Genomic DNA, 25,173 nt, shown 5'->3' on the forward strand with positions numbered 1-25,173 from the left:
ATCGTATCATAGTTATTCTTAAACTTCCAATTCAATCGGCTTCAATGCTCTATACAAAAAGAAGGAAGGGATGACGCTCCCCTCCTAACTTCGGCGATTTTTTCCTTTTACTTCAACAAGAGTTGTAAAGTGCTTGATTCGTTCCATGATCCGTTTCGCTTTCAATTCTTCTGTTCCACCTTTATCCGAATAGGATAGCTGAACTTCCAACTCATCGTAATCATAATTCGATGTAAAAACAGTGGGCAATCGCTCTGACATGCGATACTGCATAATAGGACCAAGGATTTCGTCTCTTGTCCACGCTGTTGTTGTTTCCGCTCCAATGTCATCTAACATAAGAACCGGTACTTTACGAACCGCTTCTAATTTCTCTTGAAAGGTTCCATCTCCAATGGCGGCCTTCATCTCGCGAAAGAAATCAGGTGTATAAATAAGTGCGCTTTGAATACGACTTTCTTTTAAATCATTAGCGATTGCACCTAATAAATAAGATTTACCGACACCAAATTTCCCATGTAAATATAAGCCGTGACCATTCTCTCCAGGCTGTGCTGTTGAAGCAAATTTAATCGCTTCCGTTATTGCCTTTGTTCGATCAGAATCCTGCTCTATAAGGTCAAAAGTTGCTTCTAACACATCTTTTGGAATATAAAAAGATTGGATCAAGCCTTGCTGAAGCTTTTTTTCTTCATCATCCAGTTTAAGTGGACATTTAGAATACGTTAGCTCCAAACTACCTCTTTCCACGTAGACACTTGGACGATACCCTTGCATCATATTAGGACAGTTTTCCAAACCTGGACAGGTTTCACAATGCTCCCGTTCCTTTTTAAATTCATAGAGTTTGCTTAAACCGCGATCGATCATGTCTTCAGTCACTTCATTCGCTTCACGTAAAAATGATTGAACTGGTTTCGACATCACGACTCGTTTTTTTTGTTCTGCGATTTGTTTTTGAAGTCTTCCGCCTTTATCAATGGCAGCAAACGATTTTTGAATGGAATCCATTTAATGATCTCCCTTCTGCGCACGACGACGGTTCCGTTCCGCCATCAATTGGGCAAGCTCTTGAGTATCTGTATTTCCTTTCGATTCGCTTGTTTTCACAGCAGGTTGCTGAGATGATTGCTGCTGATTTTTTTCTTCATCCTTCTCTTGGACTAGCCATTTAGGAAGCGCACTCTGTCGCTTATTCCGTTTGCCAGCAGAACGGTTTGCTTGTCCTTCTTTTTTCTTTTGTTTATCTGTTTTAACGAGCTGGATAGCCTCCGGAACCGTTCCAATCTTTTTTCGCTTCCAATGGCCGGCAATTTTTTGCATAAATAGTTTTGATAATTTCATATCATTCTGGAATAAATTATAATCAATCAACACATTAATGACTCCAGGATTTAATAGATAATCCACCATTAACTCTTCAATAATTTTTATGTCAGGAGGTGACACAACTGCCCCTTCTTGTCTTAATTCAAGTAACGTTAAAGGAGCTGTTTCTTCATAAAACCGAATAACCCGCTCTTCCTCTGACTTCGGCTCCTCTTGAACCGTCCGTTTTGATTCTGGTTGCGTTTTTAGTCCAAGAGCAGGTGCTACTGCACTGCTTTCGAGCTTATACCATGTTTGTACCGTTTTCCGTAAATTCTTACCCTCTAATTCTCCATTCACAATGGCGCGTTCAATTAAATTTGCCATTGTTAATGGTTCAACTTGATAAACAAAGGCTAATTTTTTCACTAATTCTAGTAACTCATCCGTTAGCACATCTTTTGGCACTACATAACTTGATAAGGATTGTATCATTAGCTCACTATCGAAGTTCTGAAACGACAGCCCTTGTTTGTCTTTCCCGAGAATATTATGCCGACCATCTGTTGTAGAGCCTTGTCGATCCATTAAAGCAGACTGCATTTCTGAATGCTGCAACGAAGCAAAGACATCAGAAAACGACACCGTCACTTCTTCATAAGCATCTTGATCAATTTCCTTTAAACTGAATCGTTCCTTGATAGCAAGATACCCTTTTTTGCCTAATTTATTAAATAAAAAGACACTAAGCACGTCATCAGTGAAAAACTGAACTGGTTTCATTGGCGGCTGAATCTCATAGATAAACGATCGCTTATCCTGTGATTTATGCTGATATGTTCGCATTAAATCAATCGCTTCTAGCTTTTTTCGAGCTTCTAGCAAATCTGACATCGTTAACCCAACCATTAATCGTAAATGCTGATGGGTATGCACATCCCCTTCGAAAACGTCTTTTGGTAATTGAGCAAGTAAGCTTTTGTATAGCCCCACAGCATTAGCGCCAATTAACGGTTGATAAAGCAATGTGAGGACATGTGTATCAATCTCGGTAATAAAGTCCGCTAGCCTAATCCTATATGAGTCAACTGGCAATACTTCTTTCCAGTGTGTAGACATCATTCTCCTCCTAGCGTAAAAAAGAGCTCAAGCGCAGCTTCGCTTTAGCTCCTTTTATCCTTTGTTCATTAAATCCGTTAGTTCTTTAATAAAAACATTAATATCTTTAAACTGCCTATAAACAGATGCAAATCGCACATAGGCAACGTCATCGACTTCTGCTAAATACCCCATAACGAGTTCGCCTACGTCTTCACTTTGGACTTCTTTCTTCCCATCGTCACGCAATTGGCGTTCAATGTTTAGAACGATGTCTTCAAGGGTCTCAATAGGAACAGGACGTTTTTCGCACGCACGAACAAGCCCTCTAAGCATTTTTTCTTTACTGAACTCTTCACGCATTCCGTCTTTCTTTATGACCAGTAACGGTGTTTCTTCGACCGTTTCAAAGGTTGTGAAACGCTGCATGCACTGTTCACATTCGCGTCTTCGTTTAATTGAACGACTTTCATCGCTTGGTCTAGAGTCTAATACCCGTGTACCATTATGGTGACATTTGGGACAGCGCATCTCATCATCTCCATTTGTGACCTATACACTTCATTTTAGTCTATCATAGTAAAAAAAACACGTTCTGGCAAGCAATTATAATAATTCACTCCCAAGTGCTGAACCTATGTATGGAAGGGTATCATCTAGTTCCTTATATAGAGAAACTGTTAATTTACGGCTGCTTCCGAAGTCACTTGGCAATGCTGTTTCGGTTGCGCAAGAGAAATCGACTGCTGTGCGGAACGGCTTAACCGTTATAACCGATACAACGATAAGCACTTTTTTTCCTTTTGTAGACTGTCCAACAATCTCTCCACGCTCTTCCTCACTGCGCTTAATCACGAAGCCACGTTTTTTTAATACGTCTTCTACAGCTTTCATTGCTTTATCTTTTGACGTTTTATAGTAACGTGTTTGCAGCTCTTTACTAGGATGCACTTCCCCTGTTTCTGTTCTAGTACTAAACACTCGATTAAATGTATCGCGAACACCCAAAGCATCCAACTCCCCTTATCACCTTTTTTCTTATCATACCATAAGATTGTAAGCGGTACAGAAGCGTTTTATGCACATACTTTCTTTAAACTACAACTACGCAAAAAAAGTACCGCATTGTGTATGCGATACTTTTTATTCATTAACGAGCTGTTTCGCTCATTTCCATTTTCTTATCCATTTTTATCGGTCCCATACCGCGAGGAATTTCAACCACTTCACTCGTTTTTGCGCCTAACTCTTCTGCAATAAAGGATGCAGCTACGTTAGGATCAATAATTGGACCACATGTATACACGTCAATGCTAGCATAGCCATGCTCTGGAAAGCTGTGAATGGTTAGATGTGATTCAGAAATAATCACGACTCCACTTACACCTTGTGGTGCAAATTTATGAAAAGCAACCTCTCTCACTTCGGCTCCTGCTTTTAACGCTGCATTCACAAATACTTTTTCAATAAATTCCATGTTATTCAGTTTCTCTGTGTCACAACCCCAAAGCTCGGAAATGACATGACGACCCATTGTATCCATATCGATATCCCCCTTAATCGTTATTCGCCATGCACGCATCTGCATGTAGGATCGCATTCGTACAGGGGGGAAAGTTAGTCCAAAGAGGTCCTAACCCATGCTGTAAGAAAAAACGAATCCCGTAGTTAAACGAACTCACGGGATTCAGTATACTTGTTTTAAATCGTTATTGCAACTGAAAATTAAAGAAATCAGCGTAATTCAACCTTAGGACGCAGAGTACTCTTCCTTCTTGTTTTTCATTCGCTCAGCAACAAAGTTCATAAGGTCAACAACTCGGCAAGAGTAACCCCATTCATTATCATACCAAGCTAATAGTTTTACTTGACGATGATTTAACACTGTTGTTGATTGCCCATCAATGACTGCTGACTGCTCTTCGCCATTAAAATCGATCGAGACGAGAGGCTCACTTGTAAAACCTAAGATTCCCTTCATCGAATGATTCGCTGCGTGTACAAAGGTTTGATTCACTTCATCAACAGTGACATCAGTTTTCAACTGCACCACAAGATCGACAAGCGATACGTTTGGTGTCGGAACACGTAAAGCCATACCCGTTAATTTTCCTTCTAACTGGGGTAATACTTTTGAGATTGCTGTCGCTGCACCCGTAGAAGTCGGGATAATTGACTGGCCACAAGCACGAGCACGACGCAAATCTTTATGTGGGTTATCAATATTTTTTTGGTCATTCGTATAGGAATGAACCGTTGTCATCATACCGCTCTCTATGCCATATGTTTCTTCAAGTACTTTGACTACAGGAGCTAGGCAATTTGTCGTGCAAGAAGCGTTTGATAAAATTTGATGTTCTTCTTTGTAATCGCTTTCGTTTACGCCCATCACAATCGTCACATCTTCGCCTTTAGCAGGAGCTGTAATGATGACTTTCTTTGCCCCAGCTTCAAGGTGGTAACCAGCTGTTTCTCTTGTTTTAAATTTTCCAGTCGCTTCAATGACAATATCAACGTTGAGTTCTCTCCAAGGAAGTTGTTTAGGATCTCTCTCGGAAAGTAACATTACTTCCTGTCCATTTACGAATAGTTTTCCATCTTGTGCAAATACTTCACCGATAAAAGGACCATGAACTGTATCATATTTTATAAGATGCGCCAACGTCTCTGCTGGATAGGAGGCGTTAATCGCTTTAATGGTTACATCACCTTCCAAAAATGCTTTACGGAATACCATTCTTCCAATTCTTCCAAAACCATTGATCGCTATGTTCGTTTTCATCAGGATTTCATCCTCTCGGTCTGAAATGTGTTATATTTTTTAGTATCATTCTATGAAATAGTATAACATAAATGAACAAAATAGCGCTATTATTTTTCTTGAATCGAAAAAAAACCGATTAAAGGATCACTTTTGGTTCTTTTACTGTTTCCAAAGGATAAATGAGGAGTAAAAAGGGATAACACAATACATGAGCGAATCATAACGAAAAAAAAACTTTCATCATTTCATTTATGATGAAAGCTTTTTGTTTTTCACAATTATGTTGCTGTGATTGTTTGTAAAATGGCATCAATCTGATTGTATGTTTCTTGCTTCGTTCCCGTATTTTTAATCACTTGATCTGCATACTGTACTTTTTGCTCTAAAGGAATTTGTGCACGTATTCGCTGTAACGCTTCCTCTTTTGTTGATTGATCTCGCTGCATTAAACGAGCTAATTGCGTTTGTTCGTCAACATAAACAACCCAAACTTGATCGACTAAATGAAATAAGTGACTTTCTACTAAAAGTGGAATATCAAAGATGATAAGCGCATGCCCTTTTCGTTCAAAAGCCTCTGCTTCTTTAAGCATTTGTTTTCTTACTGCTGGATGAACAATTTTGTTGAGCTGCTGTCGTTTTTCTTCACTTGTAAACACAATGGACCCTAGCGCTTTTCGATTTAACTGGCCATCCTCATGCAACACATTTACACCGAATGTATTACTAATTTCTTCAAGCGCTGGTGTACCAGGTTCAACAACCTGTCTTGCAATTTTATCTGCATCAATAATAGGGTGGCCTTTTTCGTAAAGATAGGTTGAAGCTAAAGACTTTCCACTTGCAATTCCACCTGTTAAACCAATTTTCAAGACGGTTTCCCTCCACTACAGCTTCAAAAGCCCAATAAGTATAAGTAATAAGCCTGGAAGAAAAGACAATCGTTTTACCCATTTCACATGAGCGAGTCGATATCCCCCTACCATCCCTAATGATACAAATAGAGCGCTAAGAAAAGCAACCATTAGTGCCAAACCAATTGGTGAGAAGCCCATTAAGGCCGCCGCAATCCCTGCTCCAAATGCATCTAGTGAAAGCGCTAAGCCAAGTAAGAGAGCTTCCCGTCCTGTTACCGTTCCCGATGAATCCATGTCTGCTTTCGCTGGATCTCGCAGGATATGAATGACGTATCCAAACATTTTTATGGTAAAATCGACATCTTGTTTTTGCAAGCGCTGAACAGGTTCCTTTTGTGGACGATACGTTTCAACTAGTGCCCATGCTCCAATGGCAATTAGAATCAGTGCACCAATTGTTTCAGCTGCAGAAATGGAAATCACTTGCGCAATCGTAGCTCCGACACTCATGGCAATCAGAATGGAAAATCCAGAACACAATCCAATGAAGGCAAGCGAAAGCCACGGAATTTTAATTTTTCGCATTCCGTATGTTAATCCAACACCAAAGCTGTCAAGACTCAAGGCCATGGCTAAAATGATTAAGGATAACAAAAAACCCCTCCTTACTAATTCATCATTGAACTAGTATATGGAGAGGACTGATTTTGTGTTAATGCTGACATTGAGGACAATAATGTGTGCCTCGTCCTCCTACAACTGTCTTCGTGATAAGCGTCCCGCATTCATGACATGGTTCGCCTTTTCTACCGTAAACGTTCAGACTTTGTTGGAACATCCCCATTTCACCTTGACCGTTTACATATGATTTAATAGAACTTCCTCCAGCATCTACCGCTTCCTGTAACGTTTCTACAATAGCTGTATGCAACACCGTCATCTCCTCTTCCCCAATTGATGAGGCTAGACGCTCAGGTTGAATACGCGCTCGATACAACGCTTCATCCACATAGATATTCCCTAGACCAACAACCGTTTTTTGGTCTAACAGCGCCGTTTTAATCGTGCGCTTCGATTGTTTATAGGCATCATTTAATCGTTCAACCGTAAACTGTTCAGAGAATGGTTCCACCCCTAGTTGCGCAAGCGGCAAAACGGTCTCTTCTGTACCCTTCGTAAACAAGTGCATCGTTCCAAACTTTCGTACATCTGCATACCGAAGTTCTGTTCCATCTGTTAAATGAAAAATGACATGGGTGTGCTTACCTGAAGATTCTTCAGGCGTATACACCCCATAACGTCCTTCCATTCTTAAATGTGAGATAAGCACAAAATCAGTTAGTTCAAATAAAAGAAACTTCCCTCTACGTCTTATGTCCAAAATGGTTTGACCAGCAATTTGTTGCATGAACTCATACGCATCGTCTGGTTCCTTAATCATTTTAGGCCAATGAATGGTCACGTTATGAATCGTTTTGCCTTTAACGAGTTCAAGTAATGTTCTTCTAACCGTTTCCACTTCAGGTAACTCTGGCATCTGATCTTCCTCTCCTTTTACTTTGCGTCATACCAAGAAGAACCGCTTGACACGTCTACCTGTAGGGGAACATCTAATGATAATGCATTTTCCATTACATTTGTAACAAGTTCCTTCAAAGCCTGTTCGTCTTCTGGCGCAACTTCAAAAATCAATTCATCGTGTACCTGTAACAACATCGTGACTTTCAACGAAGAACTCGCTAGTTCGTCACTCATATTTACCATCGCTTGCTTAATAATATCCGCAGCCGTCCCTTGAATAGGCGTATTCATTGCCGTACGTTCGGCAAAACTACGTTGATTAAAATTACTACTAGCTAACTCAGGCAAATACCGACGTCTCGCCAATAACGTTTGAACATAACCTGTTTTCTTTGCTTCTTTTACGACATTTTCCATATATGCTTTTACATCAGGGTAGCTAGCCAAATAACGATCTATAAATGCTTTTGCTTCTTTTCGAGTGATGTTTAAATTTTGCGAGAGACCGTAATCACTAATTCCATAAACAATACCGAAGTTTACTGCTTTTGCGCTACGCCTCATTTGGTCCGTCACTTCATGTTCTTCAACATGAAACACGTCCATAGCCGTTTTTGTATGGATATCCATATCCTTCAAAAATGCTTCTTTCATTCTTTCGTCGCCTGATATGTGTGCAAGTACTCGTAATTCAATTTGTGAATAGTCAGCAGACACCATCACCCAACCCTCTTGAGACGGTACAAATGCTTTACGGATTTTTCTTCCTTCTTCTAGTCGTATCGGAATATTTTGCAAGTTGGGATCTGTTGAAGAAAGCCGTCCAGTTTGTGTAAGTGCTTGATTAAATCGTGTGTGCACTTTTCCTGACTGCTCATCCGCTACTTTTAACAGTCCTTCAATGTAGGTTGAATACAGCTTTCCGAGCTGACGATAGAGTAAAATATGTTCAATAATTGGGTGCGAACCTGCTAATTTCTCTAATACATCTGCACTTGTAGAATAACCTGTTTTTGTTTTCTTTACTGGCGGAAGCTCTAACGTTTCAAATAATACTTGTCCTAATTGCTTCGGAGAATTAATGTTAAACGTCTCACCAGCTTCTTTATGAATCTCTTTTTCAAGATTTGCTAATCGTGTCGATAAATCGTCACCCATGTTCTGAAGCTGCGAGCGGTCGACTTTGATGCCTTCTTTCTCCATTCGTCCTAATATAACAGATAACGGCATTTCAAGTTCTGCAAAAAGCGAAAATTGTTCGTTTTCCTTCAGCTCATTTGCCAATATGTCTTTTAATACATACATCGCATAAGCTTTTCTAGATAAATGCGCAGCAAGCTGCTGCTCATCAGGAATTGCTTGCTTTGCCCCTTTTCCATAAACGGTTTCATCTTCTAAGACACGGACTGATCCTTTTCGAGATGCAATATCGCTCATTTCATGGGAAGAAAGAGACGGATCAAGTAAATATGATGCCATTTGTAAATCGAAAGCAACACCATGTAATTCAATATCTTGCCATGCTAACGCAACAACTGCTCGTTTCGCATCAAACAAATACTTTTCTTTCTTCTGATCGGCCATAAACGTTTGAAAGAGATCTGACTCTACAGCAACCTTTGTCGGAATAAAGTAGCTCCCATTTTTATTTGCTAAGCCAACCCCGATAATATCAGCATGATGATAATTGTCACCGAGCATTTCAATCACTAAAGCGGATGGACTGACAAGATGATCTTCCTTTATCTCCGAAACCACTTCAAATGGCACTTTCTCCAATGCCTCTTCTTTTTGATCTTGATTGCCACCAATCCGATTTAATAAAGAATTAAATGCATATGCTTTAAACAATTCCTTAACTGCTTGATAATCAAATCCGTTATATGCTAAGTCGTTAAGAGCCGTTTCTAACGGTACTTCCGTCATAATGGTTGCAAGTTGTTTACTTAAAATCGCTTGTTCTTTATTTTCCTCTAACCGCTCTTTAAGCTTTTTCCCTGAAACCTCATTAATCGAGTCAAGTACAGTTTCCACGTCTGAGAATTGAGTTAACAGCTTAATAGCCGTTTTCTCTCCAACACCAGGAACACCAGGGATATTATCAGAGGTATCCCCCATAAGTCCTTTTAAATCAATAATTTGTTTGGGTGTTAGCCCGTATCGCTCTTCTATTTTTGCTTCATTATAACGATCAACTTCGGTTATTCCTTTTCGAGTAAGCACGACTTCGATATGGTCATCAACAAGTTGGAGTAAATCTTTATCTCCCGTAATGACAACAACCTCAAACCCTTCTTTTGCTGCTTCTACAGCCTGTGTTCCAATAATATCATCTGCTTCGTACTCTTTTGCTTCATATCGTTTTATAGAAAAAGCATCTAAAAGCTTATGAATCATAGGAATTTGACCGGATAATTCTGAAGGTGTTTTTTGACGCGTCCCTTTATATTCAGCATACGTCTTATGTCGAAATGTCGATTTGCCTGCATCAAATGCTACGAGTAAATGAGTGGGCTTTTCTTCCTCAAGTACTTTTAAAAGCATCGTTGTAAAACCATAAACTGCGTTCGTATATTCCCCTTTTTCATTGCTTAAAAGCGGTAATGCGAAAAAGGCTCGGTAGGCAATACTATTTCCGTCAATTAATACTAATTTTTTCAATCGGGATCTTCCCTTCCTAGCATAACTTGTATCGGTATTGTACCATACTCGCAATTGAAAAAGAAAACAGATGGGAACGAGCGTACGCAAAAAAAGACAAGAGACATAGCTCTTGCCATCAAAGTCGACCGACAGAGGAATATCGATCAGGATAAGACCGTTCTTCCTAAGTGTAGGCGACAAATGTGTTGTGGATATAAACGAACTGTAAAGATCTTGTTAAGCTTGTCTCTTTGGAAACAAAATTTTAAATACCGATCCCTTTCCTTCTTCACTTTCCACTTCTAGTTTTCCATGATGAGCTTCAGCCAAATGTTTCACAATCGCAAGACCCAAGCCTGTTCCTCCAGAATTTCGACTCCTCGCTCGATCAACTCGGTAGAAACGTTCAAAAATACGAAGTCTTTCTGGCACACTAATGCCAATTCCTGTATCTTTCACTTGAAGCTCCACATCATTTTCTTTTTCAATTAACTTTACGTGAACCGTACCATCCGCTGGTGTGTACGCAATCGCATTTGTAACAAGGTTTAAAATAATTTGTTTTAAGCGTTGTGCGTCTCCCTCAATAGTAGATTGACCTGTTTCTGTTACATGAATGGTCATTTTCTTTTCTTCAGCTTTGCTTGAAAGCAATGTGACAACTTCATCGGAAATCCCTTTTAAGGAGACTTCTTCTAAATGGAGTAAGAACTGAGCATTTTCAATTTTAGACAGTTCAAGTAAGTCCATGATTAGCGTTTGTAGACGATCACTTTCTTTCCAAATAATCTCCGTAAATTGCTTCGACAATTCCGGCTCTTGAAGCGCACCATCAATTAACGTTTCCGCAAAACCTTTAATTGACGTTACCGGTGTCTTTAATTCATGAGAGACATTTGCGACGAAATCTTTGCGAATTTGTTCAAGTTTCTTTTGCTCTGTTATATCATGGAGTACAATCGTTACCCCACGCAAACGACCGGAATCTGTCACAACAGGAGCCCCGTAGACGTCATAGAATTTCGTGACAAAATGATCTGTCCATTCGATTTGTCCTCGTTGTTTTGTTTCAGTCATATAGACCGACTGGACAAATTTACTAAGATTATCACTTGGAATAATTTCATAGTAAGGCTTACCTGTTATTTCCTGCGCTTTAACGAAAAACAGTTGTTCTGTTGTTCGATTTACCAGCTCTACATCGCCACGAACATTAATAAATAATAACGCACTCCCCATATGATCAATCAAAGCAGCCATTTGTTCTTGCTGTACTTTATGACGCCTTGACAGTTGTTCTAGATTGTATGCGAGTATATTAATGGAGCGACCTAAGCGTCCCAGTTCTTTATGTTGATCTTCAAACGTCCGTGTTTTATAGTCACCTTCTGCTAAACGAATCGCTGCCTCTGTCGCATGATCAATCGGTTTAATAATTTGCTTTGTAATGCGTGTAACAAGAATAAATAGAATGAAAAATGCAATGAAAAAGCTTGCTGCAATGACGAACCATACGGTTTGATTAATTTGGTTAAGTGATTCTACTGATAAACCTACACGAATATAACCTAGAAGCATTTCATCTTCATAAAGAGGTAAAGCATAATAAAGCAAGTCCTCACCGATTGTCTCACTATACCTTAGTTCAACGTCGTTATCAGCAAGGGCGCGCTTAATTTCAGGTCGATCAAGATGATTTTCCATTTCTTCTGGCTCAGCCCATGAGTCTCCTAAAACCGTTCCTGTGTCATCAATAATCGTTAAACGTCCTTCAAATAATTCACCGGCTTTAGCCGCAATTCGCTGTGCTTCCTCTTGCTCTGGAAAGCCATTTTCCGTGACGGTCCATGTTGCTAGTGCTGTTTCGTTCTTCATTCGCTCTTCAATAAAATTTAAATACTGCTCATTTGACCAGGCACCAATGGTTAGTCCGAGTGCTAGCAAAACAAAGGTAACAACAAGCATAATGCTTACAACGAACCGATTTTTTACGTTAGTCATTTGAGATTGGTTCTTCCAACTTATAGCCCAGCCCACGAATCGTCTTAATGTACACAGGCTTTTTCGGATTTGGTTCGATCTTTTCTCTCAAGTGGCTAATGTGTACATCGACTATTCGTGTATCACCAACAAATTCATAATTCCATACAGCATTAAGAAGCTGGTCTCTCGTTAACACCCGGCCTTTATTCTCAGACAAGTAGACGAGTAGCTCAAACTCTTTTGGTGTCAAGGTTAGCAAATCCTGCTTTACGTATACTTCATAATTGTCTGGGTAAATGGTTAAGTCTTTTATGACGCGTCCCTTCCCTTTTACAGCTACATCTTCTTTAGTAGCCTGTGTCTGGTCGACCCGACGTAAAATGGCACGGACTCTTGCGGATACTTCTCGAGGTGAAAATGGTTTAGTCATATAGTCATCGGCACCTAATTCTAGACCGAGTACTTTATCAAATTCATCATCTTTAGCCGTTAGCATTAAAATTGGTACAAAAATATGTTCCTGCCTTAAATTGCGACACACATCCATTCCATCCATACTTGGTAACATAAGATCAAGTATGATTAAATCGAAAGGAACTTCTTTTGCTCGCTCAAACCCAGCTAGTCCATCTAACCTCGTTTCCACTTCAAAGCCAGCCTGTTCTAAGTTGTACTTGAGTAAGGTGGAAATGGATGGTTCATCATCGACTACTAAAATGCGCTTTGCCATATAGGTAGTTGCACTCCTTTTTCTTGTGTTTGAACGGTCTTATCCTATCTTCTCTCTATTCTCTCTTAAGTATAGCAAAAATATAAGAATGTGCTATTCCTTTATATCAGGAAGGATTGTTCGGTAAGGTACAGGTGAATTTAAAACGGTTGATGTATTAATGGTTCCGTACGGTATTAATCGATCAATAAGAGCACGCATACTATTCACATCCGACACAGCGGCTTTTAAAAAGTAGCTTACTTCTCCAGTTACTCGATGGCACTCGATAATTTCTGCTTCATCCTTTATAACCTCTTCAAAATCCGATAGCGCCACTTTCAACCCGCTAACTTGTATTAAAAGCAAGATATCCTTGCCGATTTCTTTTAATGATACCCGCGCTGTAAACCCTTCAATAACACCTTTTTCTTGTAAACGTACGAGACGTTCTGACATACTCGGTCGGCTTAATGCCAGCTCCTTTGATAATTCACTAATTGTCATCCTGCCATTGTCTTGAAGCAGCTTTAGGATATCGCAATCCATTTTATCCATTAAGAAAATCACCTTTTTTCATTTTGTACAAATAATTTATCATTTCCCTTCATTTATTAAACCACATTTTAGAAGATCCTACTAGTTGTTATACAAAACTCCTTCATTGTTATATAAACTTATAGTAACAATAACGTGTAGGTGATTGAATGATTTTTTTCCGAAAGGCCATTGCGATTTTATTAGGTTGTTTCATTGTTTCGATTGGCGTTTTATTGCTCCGTCACGCTGGTCTTATTACTGGCGGAACAGCTGGTTTGACCTTAACCTTATCCTATTTAGTTAACCTTCCTTTTTCCTTACTCTTTTTCCTAGTAAACATACCGTTTTACATATTTTCTTTTATAAGAATGGGCTTAAGCTTTACAATTGTGACGATGCTATCGGTTACATTTTTATCCTTGTTAACAGCGGTTGATACGTTTTTACCTTCTTTTACAGTCCCAATGTTTTTTGGAGCTGTCCTAGGTGGGGTTAGCATTGGGACAGGATTAACGCTTTTATTTAATCAGCAAGCTTCTTTAGGTGGGGCAAATATTCTTGCTTTGTATCTGCAAAAGAAAGCTGGAATTGACCCAGGCAAAACAAACTTTCTTTTTGATGCGTTTGTTGTACTCCTCAGTTTCCTAGTCGTCGGTCTTATCCCGGGACTGTTTTCCGTTCTGTCTATTCTTATTACATCTAAAATCATCAGCCTCTATAAACATCGCTTTATTAAACATGTCAAACCAGTTCAATTGAAAAAAGCCTCTGTCTCTGGTGCCGGAGTATAATAGAAAAATCCTCACGCGTAAACGCATGAGGATTTTTATTTATGCTGTTGGTAAAGCATCCATTACATGACGAACAGAATCAGCAGACTTATTTAACTGGTCTTGTTCCTCATCTGTCAAGTCAAGCTCAATTACTTTTTCAATACCGTCTCCACCTAAAATAGTAGGAACCCCTAGATATAAGTCGTGATGTCCATACTCGCCTTCTAGATAAGCAATTGTCGGAATCACTCTTTTCTTATCTTTGACAATCGCTTCAACCATTTGCGTTAGGGATGCTGCCGGTGCATAGTAGGCACTACCGTTTCCAAGTAGTCCAACAATTTCACCGCCACCTTTTCGTGTCCGTTCAACAATTTCCTCTAAACGCTCAGGCGAGATTAATGTTGAAAGTGGCACGCCGCCAGCTGCTGAATAGCGAATAAGTGGAACCATATCATCACCGTGACCACCAAGAACAAATCCAGTAACATCTTCAACAGATAGATTTAATTCCTCGGCAATAAACGTTCTAAATCGAGCTGTATCCAATACACCCGACTGACCAATAACCCGATTTTTCGGTAATCCCGATTCTTTGAATACCGTATACGTCATCGCGTCTGCTGGATTCGTTAACACGATGATATAGCAATCTGGAGAATGTTTGACAATTTCTTTTGTTACAGACTTCATAATTTTAGCGTTAGTGGAAACTAGGTCATCGCGACTCATACCTGGCTTACGCGCAATTCCAGCTGTGATGACAACAACATCGGAGTCTTTTGTATCTTCATAACTCGATGTGCCAATAATTCGGGAATCAACACCTTGTACAGGTGTTGATTCCATCATATCTAACGCTTTTCCTTTTGTCGGTCCTTCCATATCCGGAATATCAACAAGAACAACGTCGCCTAGTTCTTTTTGTGCAACCATAAGAGCCGTTGTTGCACCTGTAAAGCCACTACCGATAATTGAAATTTTTCTACGTTTAATCGCCATGCTAACATCTCCTCGTTCCCATTATGATTCACATTTGTTGATTAGAGGTTTTTGATTAGTTCATCAGCAAAACCAGAACAAGAAACTTCTGTTGCACCATCCATCAAACGTGCAAAATCATATGTCACGACTTTACTTTCAATGGTTTTATCCATTGACGACATGATCATATCAGCTGCTTCTGTCCAGCCAAGGTGACGGAGAAGTAGTTCACCAGACAATAGAACAGAAGATGGATTTACTTTATCTAATCCAGCGTACTTAGGAGCAGTACCGTGAGTAGCTTCAAAGATTGCATGCCCTGTATCGTAGTTGATATTCGCTCCTGGAGCAATACCAATTCCACCAACTTGTGCTGCTAATGCGTCGGAAATATAATCTCCGTTTAAGTTCATTGTAACAACAACATCAAACTCTTTTGGACGTGTTAAAATTTGTTGCAAGAAGATGTCTGCAATTGAATCTTTCACAATAATTTTTCCAGCGGCTTCTGCTTCACTTTGTGCTTGATCGGCAGCTTCTCTTCCTTTTTCCTCAACAATTTTATCGTATGTTGCCCACGTAAAGACTTTATCTCCGAACTCGCGCTCAGCTAAATCGTAGCCCCAGTTTTTAAATGAACCTTCTGTATACTTCATGATGTTTCCTTTATGAACAAGCGTTACACTCTTTCTACCTTCATCCAAAGCGTATTGAATAGAAGCACGCACAATTCGTTCTGTTCCTTCTTTTGAAACTGGCTTAATACCAATTCCAGATGTTTCAGGAAAACGAATTTTATTAATGCCCATTTCATCTTGTAGGAACGCAATGACTTTTTTCACTTCATCGGAACCTTCTTGGAATTCAATTCCTGCATAAATATCTTCTGTGTTCTCACGGAAAATTGCCATATTTGTGTCTTCTGGACGTTTTACAGGCGAAGGAACACCAGTGAAATAACGAACTGGACGTAAACATGTATAAAGATCAAGCTCTTGACGAAGCGCAACGTTTAACGAGCGAATTCCTCCACCAATTGGTGTTGTTAAAGGCCCTTTAATCGCAATTAAATATTCACGTACAGCATCTAATGTTTCCGCCGGAAGCCATTCACCTGTTTGGTTGTACGCTTTTTCACCAGCTAAGATTTCTTTCCAGTGAATTTTGCGCTCTCCACTGTATGCTTTTTCTACTGCTGCGTCTAATACGCGAGATGCTGCTGCCCAAATATCAGGACCTGTGCCGTCTCCTTCAATAAAAGGTACAATTGGTTCGTTTGGTACATTTAGAACTCCGTTAGTTGTTTGAATTTTTTCTGCTGCCATGTGTATTCCCTCCATCCAAATATGTAGAACGGATGACTCCGTTCAATTTTTACATTAAACTAGTTGCTATCTTGATTCAATGGAAACATATGAGCGTTTATCAGGACCAACATATTCTGCCCTTGGTCGGATTAAACGATTGTTTGCATATTGTTCTAAAATGTGCGCAAGCCATCCTGATGTGCGACTAACTGCAAAAATAGGTGTAAACAAGTCATGCTTAATTCCAAGACTATGATAAACCGTTGCAGAATAAAAATCGACGTTTGGCAATAAACCTTTTTCTTTTGTAATCATCTCTTCAATTTGAATCGACATATCGTACCATTTCGTTTCATTTACAACACTTGTTAATTGTTTGGACATATCACGCAAATGCTTTGCACGAGGATCCCCATTTTTATAGACACGATGTCCAAAACCCATAATTTTTTCTTTGTTGTCTAATGCTTTTCTAAGGTATGGTTCTACTTCTTCTGGCTCATTAATGTCTAATAGCATGTTCATGACAGCTTCATTTGCTCCACCGTGTAAAGGTCCCTTTAATGCACCAATAGCAGCTGTTATTCCTGAATAAACGTCAGACAGTGTTGCTACACAAACACGTGCAGTAAAAGTTGAAGCATTCAATTCATGATCGGCGTGCAAAACAAGTGCTTTATTAAACGCCTCTACAGATAAATCATCCGGTGTTACACCATTTAACATGTATAGAAAATTCGCAGCAAACGATAGATCTTTGTTCGGTGGAATTGGCTCTTTTCCAGAACGAATCCGTTCAAAACCTGTCACTATTGTCGGAATTTTCGCTTGAAGTCGAACTGCTTTGTTATAATTTTCTTCTTCGTCCATCTTTTCTGCATCTAAGTCAAACAAGCCAAGCGCTGAAATAGCTGAGCGCAACGCCGCCATTGGATGTACGTCATTAATTGGATAGGCTTTCATTTGAGTGAAAATTTCTTCAGGAACTTCGGCTTCAGCAGCCAACTTCTCTGTAAACGATTTCAATTCTTCTTTGGTCGGAAGTTCACCATTCCAAAGTAAATAAATAACCTCTTCAAAGCTTGCATTTTCTGCTAACTCATCAATGCCATAGCCTTGATAGGTTAATTCATCGTCAATAATTGAACTTACGCTTGACTGTGTTGCTACAATACCTTCTAATCCACGAGTAGTAGTCACCTATATCTCTCCTTTTCTCTAATAAATCCTTCACAAGACGTAACGATACCAAGTGAAGCGTTTTCGCAAAAGGATGCGAACTCTCCTATCTCCTTCAACAATGAAAGAATACGATTCAAACTGAATCGAGAGCGGGTTCATAGTCTAGTAGGCTAGCCATAAACCAAACTTGTTAAGCAACTTAAATGAAGTCGAATGACAAAACAGATTTATCTCTACCATAACCGAAAGAAGGTAAGATATAAAGTGTTTTGCGACAACCTAAGCACTTCATATCATACCATAATTTTAAAAATACGGCTATAACCAGCATTTTTCGACATGCTATCTTCTTTTGATGACAACAAACCTACCGTTTGCAATACCAGAGTGAATGCTTTTTAATATGCCCGCTTTTATAATGGTTCTTGTCCACGGTATTAAAAACATCGCTCCGACAACATCTGTAAAAAAACCAGGTAACGTTAACAGTGCACCACCAATAAAGATACAAGCACCATCAATCATTGCCTGACTAGGAACTTGTTGCTTTTGCATTTGGAGTTGAGCTAAACGTATGACCTGCATGCCTTGACGACGTGCAACTAAAAAACCGATAATGCTGGTCGAAAGCATAGCAAGAATGGTGTACCAAACTCCAATCCATTGCACGGAAAAAACAATGAGCAAAAGCTCAATTAATGGAATTCCAATCGCAACAGGTAGAAGAAACCGTTTGAACATAAATGACCACCTCATTTATAAGAAAAAGAAGAGCAGTTGCTCTTCTTTTTCTACATTATAGTACACGCGCTTTGCCGCTGTAAATATTCCCGGTTTTTGCATCAACCGTTACTTCTTCCCCATCGGTAAAGAGAGCCAATGCATCATCAACACCTACAACAACAGGTGTGCTTAAGTTCAAGCCTACAACTGCAGCGTGAGACGTTAACCCGCCTTCCTCTGTAATAACAGCCGCCGCTTTCTCAAATGAGTCAATCATATCTTTGTCAGTAGATTTTGTAACAAGGACTGCGCCTTGCGTCATTTTCGCACTCGCTTCAGCTGCATTCTCAGCTAAAACGACTTTGCCTGAACCAGAACGCTGGCCAATGCCTTGACCTTTTGCTTTCACTTCTCCTAGTACATGTACTTTAAGAAGATTTGTTGTTCCCGTTTCCCCTACTGGCACACCAGCTGTAATCACAACAAGGTCTCCTTGAGCCACATGTCCTGATTCCATAGCCGCCTCAACTGTTAAGTCAAGCATTTCATCTGTCGTGCTTGCTTGCTTACCAAATAGCGGTGTTACGCCCCATACAAGCGCCATCTTCCGAAATGCTCTTTCATTGCTTGTAATCGCCAAGATTGGTGATTTAGGACGGAAGCGTGAAGTCATGCGTGCCGTGTAGCCACTTTCTGTTGCTGTTAAAATAGCTGTCGCATCTAGGTTAGACGCCGTATGCGCTACAGACTGACCGATGGCGCTTGTGATCGTTTGCTTTGATTCTTCACTTTTCTTCCGTAACAGTTGATCGTAATTCAAAGCTTGCTCCGTACGGCTAGCAATATTGTGCATCGTTTGCACAGACTCTACAGGGTAATCCCCTGCTGCTGTTTCACCCGATAACATAATCGCGTCTGTACCGTCAAAGATAGCGTTAGCTACGTCACTTGCTTCGGCACGAGTTGGGCGTGGATTTCTTTGCATTGAATCAAGCATTTGTGTTGCCGTAATAACAGGCTTTGCTTGTTCGTTACATTTCTTAATTAACTGCTTTTGTACAAGTGGTACTTCTTCAGCAGGAATTTCAACGCCTAAGTCGCCACGAGCAACCATTAATCCATCTGATACTTCAAGAATTTCATCGATATTATCGACACCTTCTTGGTTTTCAATTTTAGGGATAATCGCAATGTCGGCTGCACCGTTTTTCTCAAGTAATTCGCGAATTTCTAATACATCAGATGCACGACGAACGAATGAAGCCGCTATGAAATCAACATTTTGCTCCACACCAAACAGAATATCTGCCGCGTCTTTATCTGTCATACCTGGTAGGTTGACACTAACATTTGGCACATTTACACCTTTTTTATTTTTCAATGTACCGCTGTTTTTTACTGTTGTAACGATTTCGTTATCACGAACATCTGTAATCTCAAGGCCAATTAAACCATCATCGAGTAATAACGTACTACCTACACTACAATCATTGACAAGACCTGGGTACGTAATCGAAATCTTTTCTGTTGAACCGACTACTTCTTCCATCGATACAATAAGTTGTTGTCCTTTTACAAGGTCAATTGCACCGTCTACAACCGTTTGCGTACGAATTTCAGGACCCTTTGTATCTAGTAAGATCGCAACGGTTTTTCCAGTCTTCTCGGATGCTTCGCGGATATTACGAATACGCGCTCCATGTTCCTCGAAATCTCCGTGGGAAAAATTTAGACGGGCTACGTTCATACCAGCGTCTATTAATGAAACCAGTTGATCCACCGATTCACTTGCTGGTCCTATTGTACATACGATTTTTGTTTTACGCATTTTGTTCCTCCTACTATTTTCTTAAATCGACAGTTCTTGCGAAAGCTTGTACATATCTGTGTCAATTTTATGTGGTTGATCTAAAATATCATTAATGGAATGACAAACAATTTCATTACGTTGTATTCCTACAGTCATGCCCGCTTTACCTTCTAATAATAAGTCAACGGCTTTTGCAGCTAAACGACTAGCAAGCACTCGATCAGCTCCAGTTGGTGATCCACCCCGCTGAATATGTCCTAGCACCGTTACACGTGTCTCCACATTCATTTCAGCACTAATTTTTTCACCAAAATCAAAGCCTGATCCAACACCTTCAGCAACAATAATAATACTATGCTTTTTGCCACGCTCAACACCACGTTTAATGTTGGCAAGAATGAGGTTCATATCATGCTCTTCCTCTGGAATAACAATTGTTTCAGCACCATCAGCAAGTCCTGCCCAAAGCGCAAGATCTCCTGCATGACGACCCATTACTTCAATAACGTACGTACGCTCATGAGATGTAGCAGTGTCACGGATTTTATCAATGGCATCAATAATGGTGTTTAGCGCTGTATCAAAACCAATTGTAAAGTCTGTTCCAGGTATATCGTTGTCAATCGTCCCTGGTACACCAACTGTTGGGAAACCATGCTCGCTTAATTTTTGCGCGCCACGATAAGACCCATCTCCACCAATGACGACAAGTCCTTCGATTCCATGTTTCTTAAGTTGTTCAATACCCTTTTTTTGTCCTTCAAGGGTTTTGAATTCTTCACATCGTGCTGTATATAACATTGTGCCGCCTCGGTGGATAATGTCCCCAACAGAGCCGAGCTCCATTTTCTTAATATCGCCTTCAATTAAACCTTGATAGCCATAAGAAATTCCATACACTTCAATTCCATGATAGATTGCTTTTCGAACAACTGCGCGAATCGCTGCATTCATACCAGGTGAATCGCCACCACTTGTTAATACACCAATACGTTTCAATTATGTTCCTCCTAACGAACAATAAGACAGACGAAGCTTGTCTTAACTAGTCTCTGCAAGTAAAGATACCACTTTGATTTCCTGAACACAAGTGTTTCCATACTACAAAAAATGCTTTCATATCAATGAAAGCACTTCCAAATCATTTAGATTCTGCTTTAACTCGTTTATCAGCTATTTGTCCCATTTTCTTATACTTTTCATATCGTTCCTCTAAAAGCGTCTCTACAGGCTTTGCTTTTAAGTCATTCAAGGCATCACGTAACACACGTCTCATGCTAACAGCCTGCTCCTCCATGTTACGTTGCGCGCCGCCTTTAGGTTCTTCAATAATTGAATCGATTACACCAAGCTCATATAAATCCGGTGCAGTAATTTTCATCGTCTCTGCCGCTCTTTTCGCTTGTGTAGAATCTTTCCATAATAATGCAGCTGCGCCTTCTGGTGAAATAACCGAATACGTTGAGTTCTCCAACATATAAATTCGATCAGCAACGCCGAGGGCAAGTGCCCCACCGCTTCCACCTTCTCCTATGACAATGCTAATAGTTGGAACGTTTAAACCAGCCATCATAAGTAAGTTTCTTGCAATGGCTTCGCTTTGTCCACGCTCTTCTGCCGACTTACCTGGATAAGCGCCTTTAGTGTCAATAAAGCAAACGATTGGGCGATTAAATTTTTCTGCTTGCTTCATTAAGCGTAATGCTTTTCGGTAACCTTCTGGATGAGGAGAACCAAAGTAGCGCATAATATTTTCTTTTGTATCTTTTCCTCGTTGGTGACCAATTACCGTAATAGGCTGATCTTCAAACGTCGCAATTCCAGCAACAATCGCTTTATCATCGCCAAAAAGTCGATCACCGTGAAGTTCCAGAAAATCAGAAAACAAAAGAGAAATATAATCAAGGCTCGTTGGCCGTTCATGATCTCGAGCAATTTGCACCCGTTCCCATGGCTGTATGTTCGTGTAGACCGATTCCTCTAGTTCTTGTAAACGAACTTCCATTTTATGGATCTCAGAACTTAAATCTAAATCTTTTTCTTTTGCAAATTTGCGAAGCTCTTCTATCTTATTTCGAAGCTCCAATACAGGTTTTTCAAAATTTCGTTCAGTAGTCATGTTTGCTCCCCCTACCTACTGGTGAATTGCCAACACTGTTGTCAGCGTATCTTTCATTTCTAGTCGTGGGATAACTCGATCTAATTGCCCATGCTCTAACAGAAATTCCGCAGTCTGGAAGTCTTCCGGAAGTTCCTCTCGAATCGTTTGTTCAATAATGCGACGACCAGCAAAGCCGACAAGTGCTTTTGGTTCTGCAAAATTGTAATCACCTAACGATGCGAAACTTGCGGAAACACCACCTGTAGTCGGATGTGTCATTACTGAAATAAACAAGCCACCGGTGCGATCTAATTTTTCAAGTGCAGCACTTGTCTTCGCCATTTGCATTAAACTAATCATCCCCTCTTGCATACGCGCACCGCCAGAAGCAGCCACGATAATTAGAGGATGTTTCGTTTCAATTGCTTTTTCAATTGCTCTTGTCAGCTTTTCACCGACCGCTGCCCCCATACTCGCCATTCGGAAATGAGGATCCATAACAGCTAAAACAACTGAATGACCGTTTAATTCACCAACACCTGACACACACGCTTCGTTTAAGCCTGTTTTCTTACGGTCTGCTTCAAGTTTCTTCTCATAATCAGGAAACGCTAATGGATTTCCACCAATTACATCGGCATCCATTTCCTGAAACGTTCCTTCGTCTATTAACGCTTCAATTCGTTCCCAAGCGCCCATCCGGTGATGATGTCCACATGTTCGGCACACACTTAAATTCTTTTTAAGGTCTTTAGTGTACATAATCGTGCGACATGATGGGCATTTTGTCATTAGCCCTTCAGGTACTTCTATTTTTGCTCGCTCAGATGGAATCGTTGCATATCGTTTCTTTTTCTTAGAAAACATATCCTTTAACATGGGATCGCTCCTTGCTATATCCTTTAAAAACGGCTGTTTTTCAAGTGATGACTCATCGCTTCCAACGCCTTCTCTACTTCTCCATGCTTAATCGCTTCGACAACTAGCTCGTGTTCTTTAATCGACTCAGGTGGCCTTCCCTTACGTTCAAGAGATTCTTTAATTGCTTCTTTATTAAACGCCACTAACGATTTCCAAATATTATAAAGTAAAACATTCCCACATGCTTTAACGATAGTCTCATGGAACTGGTAATCTGCTTCTACAGGAAAGTCCCCATGACTCCATTTCATTTTCGAATGTGAAATAAGCTCGTCTAAGTGGTGTACTTCGTCTTCAGAAATTCGATAGACAGCTAACTTTAACGCTTCTATCTCTACAATTCGCCTCGTCTCACTTAAATCCTTCCTTGCTTGGTCGTCTTTTAAGATAAAAGATAAAAGCAGATCCACTAGCCTATAGCTTGAGGGAGCTTTCATGAAAGTCCCTTCGCCTCTTTTTGTCTCAATGATGTCAAGAAGCTCTAAGCCTCGTAAAGCTTCACGAATGGATGAGCGACCAACTTGGAGTCGGTCGCTCAATTCTCTTTCCGATGGTAGCTTGTCGCCACTTTTTAAGTCATCTTGCTGAATCATCTCGCTAAGGGCACGAATAATTTCAATGTAGCGTTTGTCCGTAGCCATAGCGCCTCCTTAGTCGATGATCGTTAATTGTCTCGTTTTCTCCGCAACCTCTTCAGGATCCACCTTTACTCTTGAAACCCCTGTTTCCATTGCTTTTTTCGCTACTGCCGCTGCAACAGCTGGAGCAACACGTGGATCAAACGGTGCAGGAATGACGTAATCTGCCGTTAAATCTTTCTCGTCCACTAAGTTAGCAATGGCATAAACGGCTGCAACTTTCATTTCTTCATTTATATGCGTAGCTCGTACATCTAATGCTCCTCTGAAAATACCAGGGAAAGCAAGTACGTTGTTTACTTGGTTAGGAAAATCTGAACGACCTGTTCCGATTACAGATGCACCTGCTGCTTTTGCATCCTCAGGCATAATTTCAGGAATTGGATTGGCCATAGCAAAGATAATGGGATCAACGTTCATGCTTTCAACCATTTCTTTTGTAACGGCTCCAGCAACAGACACACCAATAAAGACATCGGCGCCTTTCATAACGTCTGCCAGTTGACCTTCTTGTCTATTAGGGTTTGTACGCTTTGCAACTTGTTCTTTAACAGCGTTCATTCCATAAGGACGACCTTCATAAATGGCGCCCTTCGTGTCGCACATAACGATATCACGAACACCCATCCGCAACATTAATTTAATTATCGCAATACCAGCAGCACCGGCACCATTTGCCACTACTTTAATTTCTGATAGCTTTTTGCCGCTTAGTTTAAGTGCGTTGATTAAACCAGCTAATGTAACAATAGCTGTCCCGTGCTGGTCATCGTGGAAAATAGGAATATTTGTTTCTTTCTTTAAACGTTCTTCTATAACAAAACAGTCTGGAGCAGCTATATCTTCTAAATTCACTCCACCAAACGTAGGCTCAAGCATTTTAACGGTATTAACAATTTCATCCACGTCGTTCGAACGGAGACAAATTGGAAACGCGTCTACTCCAGCAAACGATTTAAATAAAACTGCTTTACCTTCCATAACAGGTAAGGATGCTTCTGGACCAATATTCCCTAGCCCAAGCACAGCAGTCCCGTTACTAACAACCGCAACCATATTGCCTTTCATCGTATATTCATAAACCGATTCAACATCTTCAAAGATTTCTTTACATGGCTCCGCTACTCCTGGTGAATAAGCTAAGCTTAAATCCCTTGCATCTTTAACGGGCACTTTCGCTTTTGACTCTAGTTTTCCTTGATTAACACGATGCATGTGAAGCGCTTCTTCTCTCGTAGTAGACACAATTCTCTCTCCTTTATATAAAACCTGACTGGTCAGACCACCTATTGTTCGCCTTCTATTATAAAC

Annotated in this window: 24 protein-coding genes; 1 reads left to right on the forward strand and 23 read right to left on the reverse strand. The window is 40.2% G+C overall.

The features are described 5' to 3' along the window. Window positions 1-84 precede the first annotated feature (84 nt). The 13 genes from dnaI to FPV17_RS14860 all read right to left on the reverse strand — a co-directional run bounded on the left by dnaI (window position 85) and on the right by FPV17_RS14860 (window position 13,441). Complete coding sequence (dnaI, locus tag FPV17_RS14800; RefSeq protein WP_144559343.1) at window positions 85-1,011, reverse strand: primosomal protein DnaI; 927 nt, start codon at window positions 1,009-1,011, stop codon at window positions 85-87. Further along, entirely contained in the window at window positions 1,012-2,427 is a 1,416-nt protein-coding gene (locus FPV17_RS14805; protein ID WP_210244242.1) for a replication initiation and membrane attachment family protein, read from the reverse strand. Window positions 2,428-2,481: 54 nt separating this feature from the next. Further along, entirely contained in the window at window positions 2,482-2,937 is a 456-nt protein-coding gene (gene nrdR / locus FPV17_RS14810) for a transcriptional regulator NrdR (protein WP_038481841.1), read from the reverse strand. Between the two features lie 75 nt (window positions 2,938-3,012). After that, window positions 3,013-3,414, reverse strand: a complete 402-nt coding sequence (locus tag FPV17_RS14815; protein WP_052007691.1) for a hypothetical protein — start codon at window positions 3,412-3,414, stop codon at window positions 3,013-3,015. A gap of 142 nt (window positions 3,415-3,556) precedes the next feature. Continuing rightward, entirely contained in the window at window positions 3,557-3,949 is a 393-nt protein-coding gene (speD, locus tag FPV17_RS14820) for an adenosylmethionine decarboxylase (protein ID WP_035393973.1), read from the reverse strand. 207 nt (window positions 3,950-4,156) lie between these two features. Continuing rightward, window positions 4,157-5,188: a glyceraldehyde-3-phosphate dehydrogenase gene (locus tag FPV17_RS14825; RefSeq protein WP_035393971.1), complete on the reverse strand. Its 1,032-nt coding sequence runs from the start codon at window positions 5,186-5,188 to the stop codon at window positions 4,157-4,159. Window positions 5,189-5,448: 260 nt separating this feature from the next. After that, a complete protein-coding gene (coaE, locus tag FPV17_RS14830) occupies window positions 5,449-6,042 on the reverse strand; it encodes a dephospho-CoA kinase (RefSeq protein ID WP_035393970.1) in 594 nt (197 codons plus the stop codon). Between the two features lie 15 nt (window positions 6,043-6,057). Further along, on the reverse strand, window positions 6,058-6,681 hold the full coding sequence (gene ytaF / locus FPV17_RS14835; protein WP_144559345.1) for a sporulation membrane protein YtaF: 624 nt from the start codon (window positions 6,679-6,681) through the stop codon (window positions 6,058-6,060). A 58-nt stretch (window positions 6,682-6,739) separates the two neighbouring features. Next, window positions 6,740-7,564, reverse strand: a complete 825-nt coding sequence (gene mutM, locus FPV17_RS14840; RefSeq protein WP_035393969.1) for a DNA-formamidopyrimidine glycosylase — start codon at window positions 7,562-7,564, stop codon at window positions 6,740-6,742. 17 nt (window positions 7,565-7,581) lie between these two features. Then, window positions 7,582-10,209: a DNA polymerase I gene (gene polA / locus FPV17_RS14845; RefSeq protein ID WP_144559346.1), complete on the reverse strand. Its 2,628-nt coding sequence runs from the start codon at window positions 10,207-10,209 to the stop codon at window positions 7,582-7,584. A 219-nt stretch (window positions 10,210-10,428) separates the two neighbouring features. Further along, window positions 10,429-12,192 carry a two-component system histidine kinase PnpS gene (pnpS, locus tag FPV17_RS14850; protein ID WP_144559347.1) on the reverse strand — a complete coding sequence of 588 codons (1,764 nt, stop codon included), beginning with the start codon at window positions 12,190-12,192 and terminating at the stop codon, window positions 10,429-10,431. Next, window positions 12,185-12,904, reverse strand: coding sequence for a response regulator transcription factor (locus tag FPV17_RS14855; protein WP_060703800.1), 720 nt, complete (start codon window positions 12,902-12,904; stop codon window positions 12,185-12,187). Before FPV17_RS14855 ends, pnpS begins: the two co-directional genes overlap by 8 nt. A 93-nt stretch (window positions 12,905-12,997) precedes the next feature. Then, window positions 12,998-13,441: an Lrp/AsnC family transcriptional regulator gene (locus FPV17_RS14860; protein ID WP_035393966.1), complete on the reverse strand. Its 444-nt coding sequence runs from the start codon at window positions 13,439-13,441 to the stop codon at window positions 12,998-13,000. A gap of 149 nt (window positions 13,442-13,590) precedes the next feature. On the opposite strand from FPV17_RS14860, the gene FPV17_RS14865 reads away from it, so the two are divergent. Further along, window positions 13,591-14,214, forward strand: a complete 624-nt coding sequence (locus tag FPV17_RS14865; RefSeq protein WP_035393964.1) for a YitT family protein — start codon at window positions 13,591-13,593, stop codon at window positions 14,212-14,214. 39 nt (window positions 14,215-14,253) lie between these two features. On the opposite strand, the gene mdh is transcribed toward FPV17_RS14865, so the two are convergent. The 10 genes from mdh to ystJ all read right to left on the reverse strand — a co-directional run bounded on the left by mdh (window position 14,254) and on the right by ystJ (window position 25,077). Next, window positions 14,254-15,198: a malate dehydrogenase gene (mdh, locus tag FPV17_RS14870; RefSeq protein WP_038481872.1), complete on the reverse strand. Its 945-nt coding sequence runs from the start codon at window positions 15,196-15,198 to the stop codon at window positions 14,254-14,256. Between the two features lie 41 nt (window positions 15,199-15,239). Next, entirely contained in the window at window positions 15,240-16,505 is a 1,266-nt protein-coding gene (gene icd, locus FPV17_RS14875) for an NADP-dependent isocitrate dehydrogenase (RefSeq protein ID WP_035393963.1), read from the reverse strand. A gap of 66 nt (window positions 16,506-16,571) precedes the next feature. Continuing rightward, on the reverse strand, window positions 16,572-17,687 hold the full coding sequence (gene citZ / locus FPV17_RS14880; RefSeq protein WP_035393961.1) for a citrate synthase: 1,116 nt from the start codon (window positions 17,685-17,687) through the stop codon (window positions 16,572-16,574). A gap of 324 nt (window positions 17,688-18,011) precedes the next feature. Beyond that, on the reverse strand, window positions 18,012-18,410 hold the full coding sequence (locus tag FPV17_RS14885; protein ID WP_035393959.1) for an FxsA family protein: 399 nt from the start codon (window positions 18,408-18,410) through the stop codon (window positions 18,012-18,014). Between the two features lie 55 nt (window positions 18,411-18,465). Beyond that, complete coding sequence (gene pyk, locus FPV17_RS14890; protein ID WP_035393958.1) at window positions 18,466-20,220, reverse strand: pyruvate kinase; 1,755 nt, start codon at window positions 20,218-20,220, stop codon at window positions 18,466-18,468. 21 nt (window positions 20,221-20,241) lie between these two features. After that, entirely contained in the window at window positions 20,242-21,201 is a 960-nt protein-coding gene (gene pfkA / locus FPV17_RS14895) for a 6-phosphofructokinase (RefSeq protein ID WP_035393957.1), read from the reverse strand. Window positions 21,202-21,343: 142 nt separating this feature from the next. After that, window positions 21,344-22,321 (reverse strand): acetyl-CoA carboxylase carboxyltransferase subunit alpha, encoded by a 978-nt coding sequence (locus FPV17_RS14900; protein WP_060703799.1) that lies wholly within the window; start codon window positions 22,319-22,321, stop codon window positions 21,344-21,346. 15 nt (window positions 22,322-22,336) lie between these two features. Beyond that, on the reverse strand, window positions 22,337-23,182 hold the full coding sequence (gene accD, locus FPV17_RS14905) for an acetyl-CoA carboxylase, carboxyltransferase subunit beta (protein WP_144559348.1): 846 nt from the start codon (window positions 23,180-23,182) through the stop codon (window positions 22,337-22,339). Window positions 23,183-23,205: 23 nt separating this feature from the next. Then, window positions 23,206-23,865 (reverse strand): FadR/GntR family transcriptional regulator, encoded by a 660-nt coding sequence (locus FPV17_RS14910; protein ID WP_035393954.1) that lies wholly within the window; start codon window positions 23,863-23,865, stop codon window positions 23,206-23,208. A gap of 9 nt (window positions 23,866-23,874) precedes the next feature. Further along, on the reverse strand, window positions 23,875-25,077 hold the full coding sequence (gene ystJ / locus FPV17_RS14915; RefSeq protein WP_095151166.1) for an NADP-dependent malic enzyme: 1,203 nt from the start codon (window positions 25,075-25,077) through the stop codon (window positions 23,875-23,877). Window positions 25,078-25,173 lie beyond the last annotated feature (96 nt).

Origin of the sequence: Shouchella miscanthi (genome assembly GCF_007725405.1) — a bacterium.
GTDB classification, from domain to species: Bacteria; Bacillota; Bacilli; order Bacillales; family Bacillaceae_D; genus Shouchella; species Shouchella hunanensis.

What these genes read in the sequence shown, in the direction of transcription:
- FPV17_RS14860 (WP_035393966.1), bottom strand. Translation starts at nt 13,441, where the DNA reads ATGGATAAAATGGATTGCGATATCCTAAAGCTGCTTCAAGACAATGGC.
- pyk (WP_035393958.1), bottom strand. Translation starts at nt 20,220, where the DNA reads ATGCGTAAAACAAAAATCGTATGTACAATAGGACCAGCAAGTGAATCG.
- icd (WP_035393963.1), bottom strand. Translation starts at nt 16,505, where the DNA reads ATGGCAGCAGAAAAAATTCAAACAACTAACGGAGTTCTAAATGTACCA.
- mdh (WP_038481872.1), bottom strand. Translation starts at nt 15,198, where the DNA reads ATGGCGATTAAACGTAGAAAAATTTCAATTATCGGTAGTGGCTTTACA.
- pnpS (WP_144559347.1), bottom strand. Translation starts at nt 12,192, where the DNA reads ATGACTAACGTAAAAAATCGGTTCGTTGTAAGCATTATGCTTGTTGTT.
- FPV17_RS14910 (WP_035393954.1), bottom strand. Translation starts at nt 23,865, where the DNA reads ATGGCTACGGACAAACGCTACATTGAAATTATTCGTGCCCTTAGCGAG.
- dnaI (WP_144559343.1), bottom strand. Translation starts at nt 1,011, where the DNA reads ATGGATTCCATTCAAAAATCGTTTGCTGCCATTGATAAAGGCGGAAGA.
- accD (WP_144559348.1), bottom strand. Translation starts at nt 23,182, where the DNA reads ATGTTAAAGGATATGTTTTCTAAGAAAAAGAAACGATATGCAACGATT.
- ystJ (WP_095151166.1), bottom strand. Translation starts at nt 25,077, where the DNA reads ATGCATCGTGTTAATCAAGGAAAACTAGAGTCAAAAGCGAAAGTGCCC.
- speD (WP_035393973.1), bottom strand. Translation starts at nt 3,949, where the DNA reads ATGGATACAATGGGTCGTCATGTCATTTCCGAGCTTTGGGGTTGTGAC.
- FPV17_RS14865 (WP_035393964.1), top strand. Translation starts at nt 13,591, where the DNA reads ATGATTTTTTTCCGAAAGGCCATTGCGATTTTATTAGGTTGTTTCATT.
- mutM (WP_035393969.1), bottom strand. Translation starts at nt 7,564, where the DNA reads ATGCCAGAGTTACCTGAAGTGGAAACGGTTAGAAGAACATTACTTGAA.
- FPV17_RS14805 (WP_210244242.1), bottom strand. Translation starts at nt 2,427, where the DNA reads ATGTCTACACACTGGAAAGAAGTATTGCCAGTTGACTCATATAGGATT.
- FPV17_RS14825 (WP_035393971.1), bottom strand. Translation starts at nt 5,188, where the DNA reads ATGAAAACGAACATAGCGATCAATGGTTTTGGAAGAATTGGAAGAATG.
- FPV17_RS14900 (WP_060703799.1), bottom strand. Translation starts at nt 22,321, where the DNA reads ATGACTACTGAACGAAATTTTGAAAAACCTGTATTGGAGCTTCGAAAT.
- FPV17_RS14885 (WP_035393959.1), bottom strand. Translation starts at nt 18,410, where the DNA reads ATGTTCAAACGGTTTCTTCTACCTGTTGCGATTGGAATTCCATTAATT.
- FPV17_RS14855 (WP_060703800.1), bottom strand. Translation starts at nt 12,904, where the DNA reads ATGGCAAAGCGCATTTTAGTAGTCGATGATGAACCATCCATTTCCACC.
- nrdR (WP_038481841.1), bottom strand. Translation starts at nt 2,937, where the DNA reads ATGCGCTGTCCCAAATGTCACCATAATGGTACACGGGTATTAGACTCT.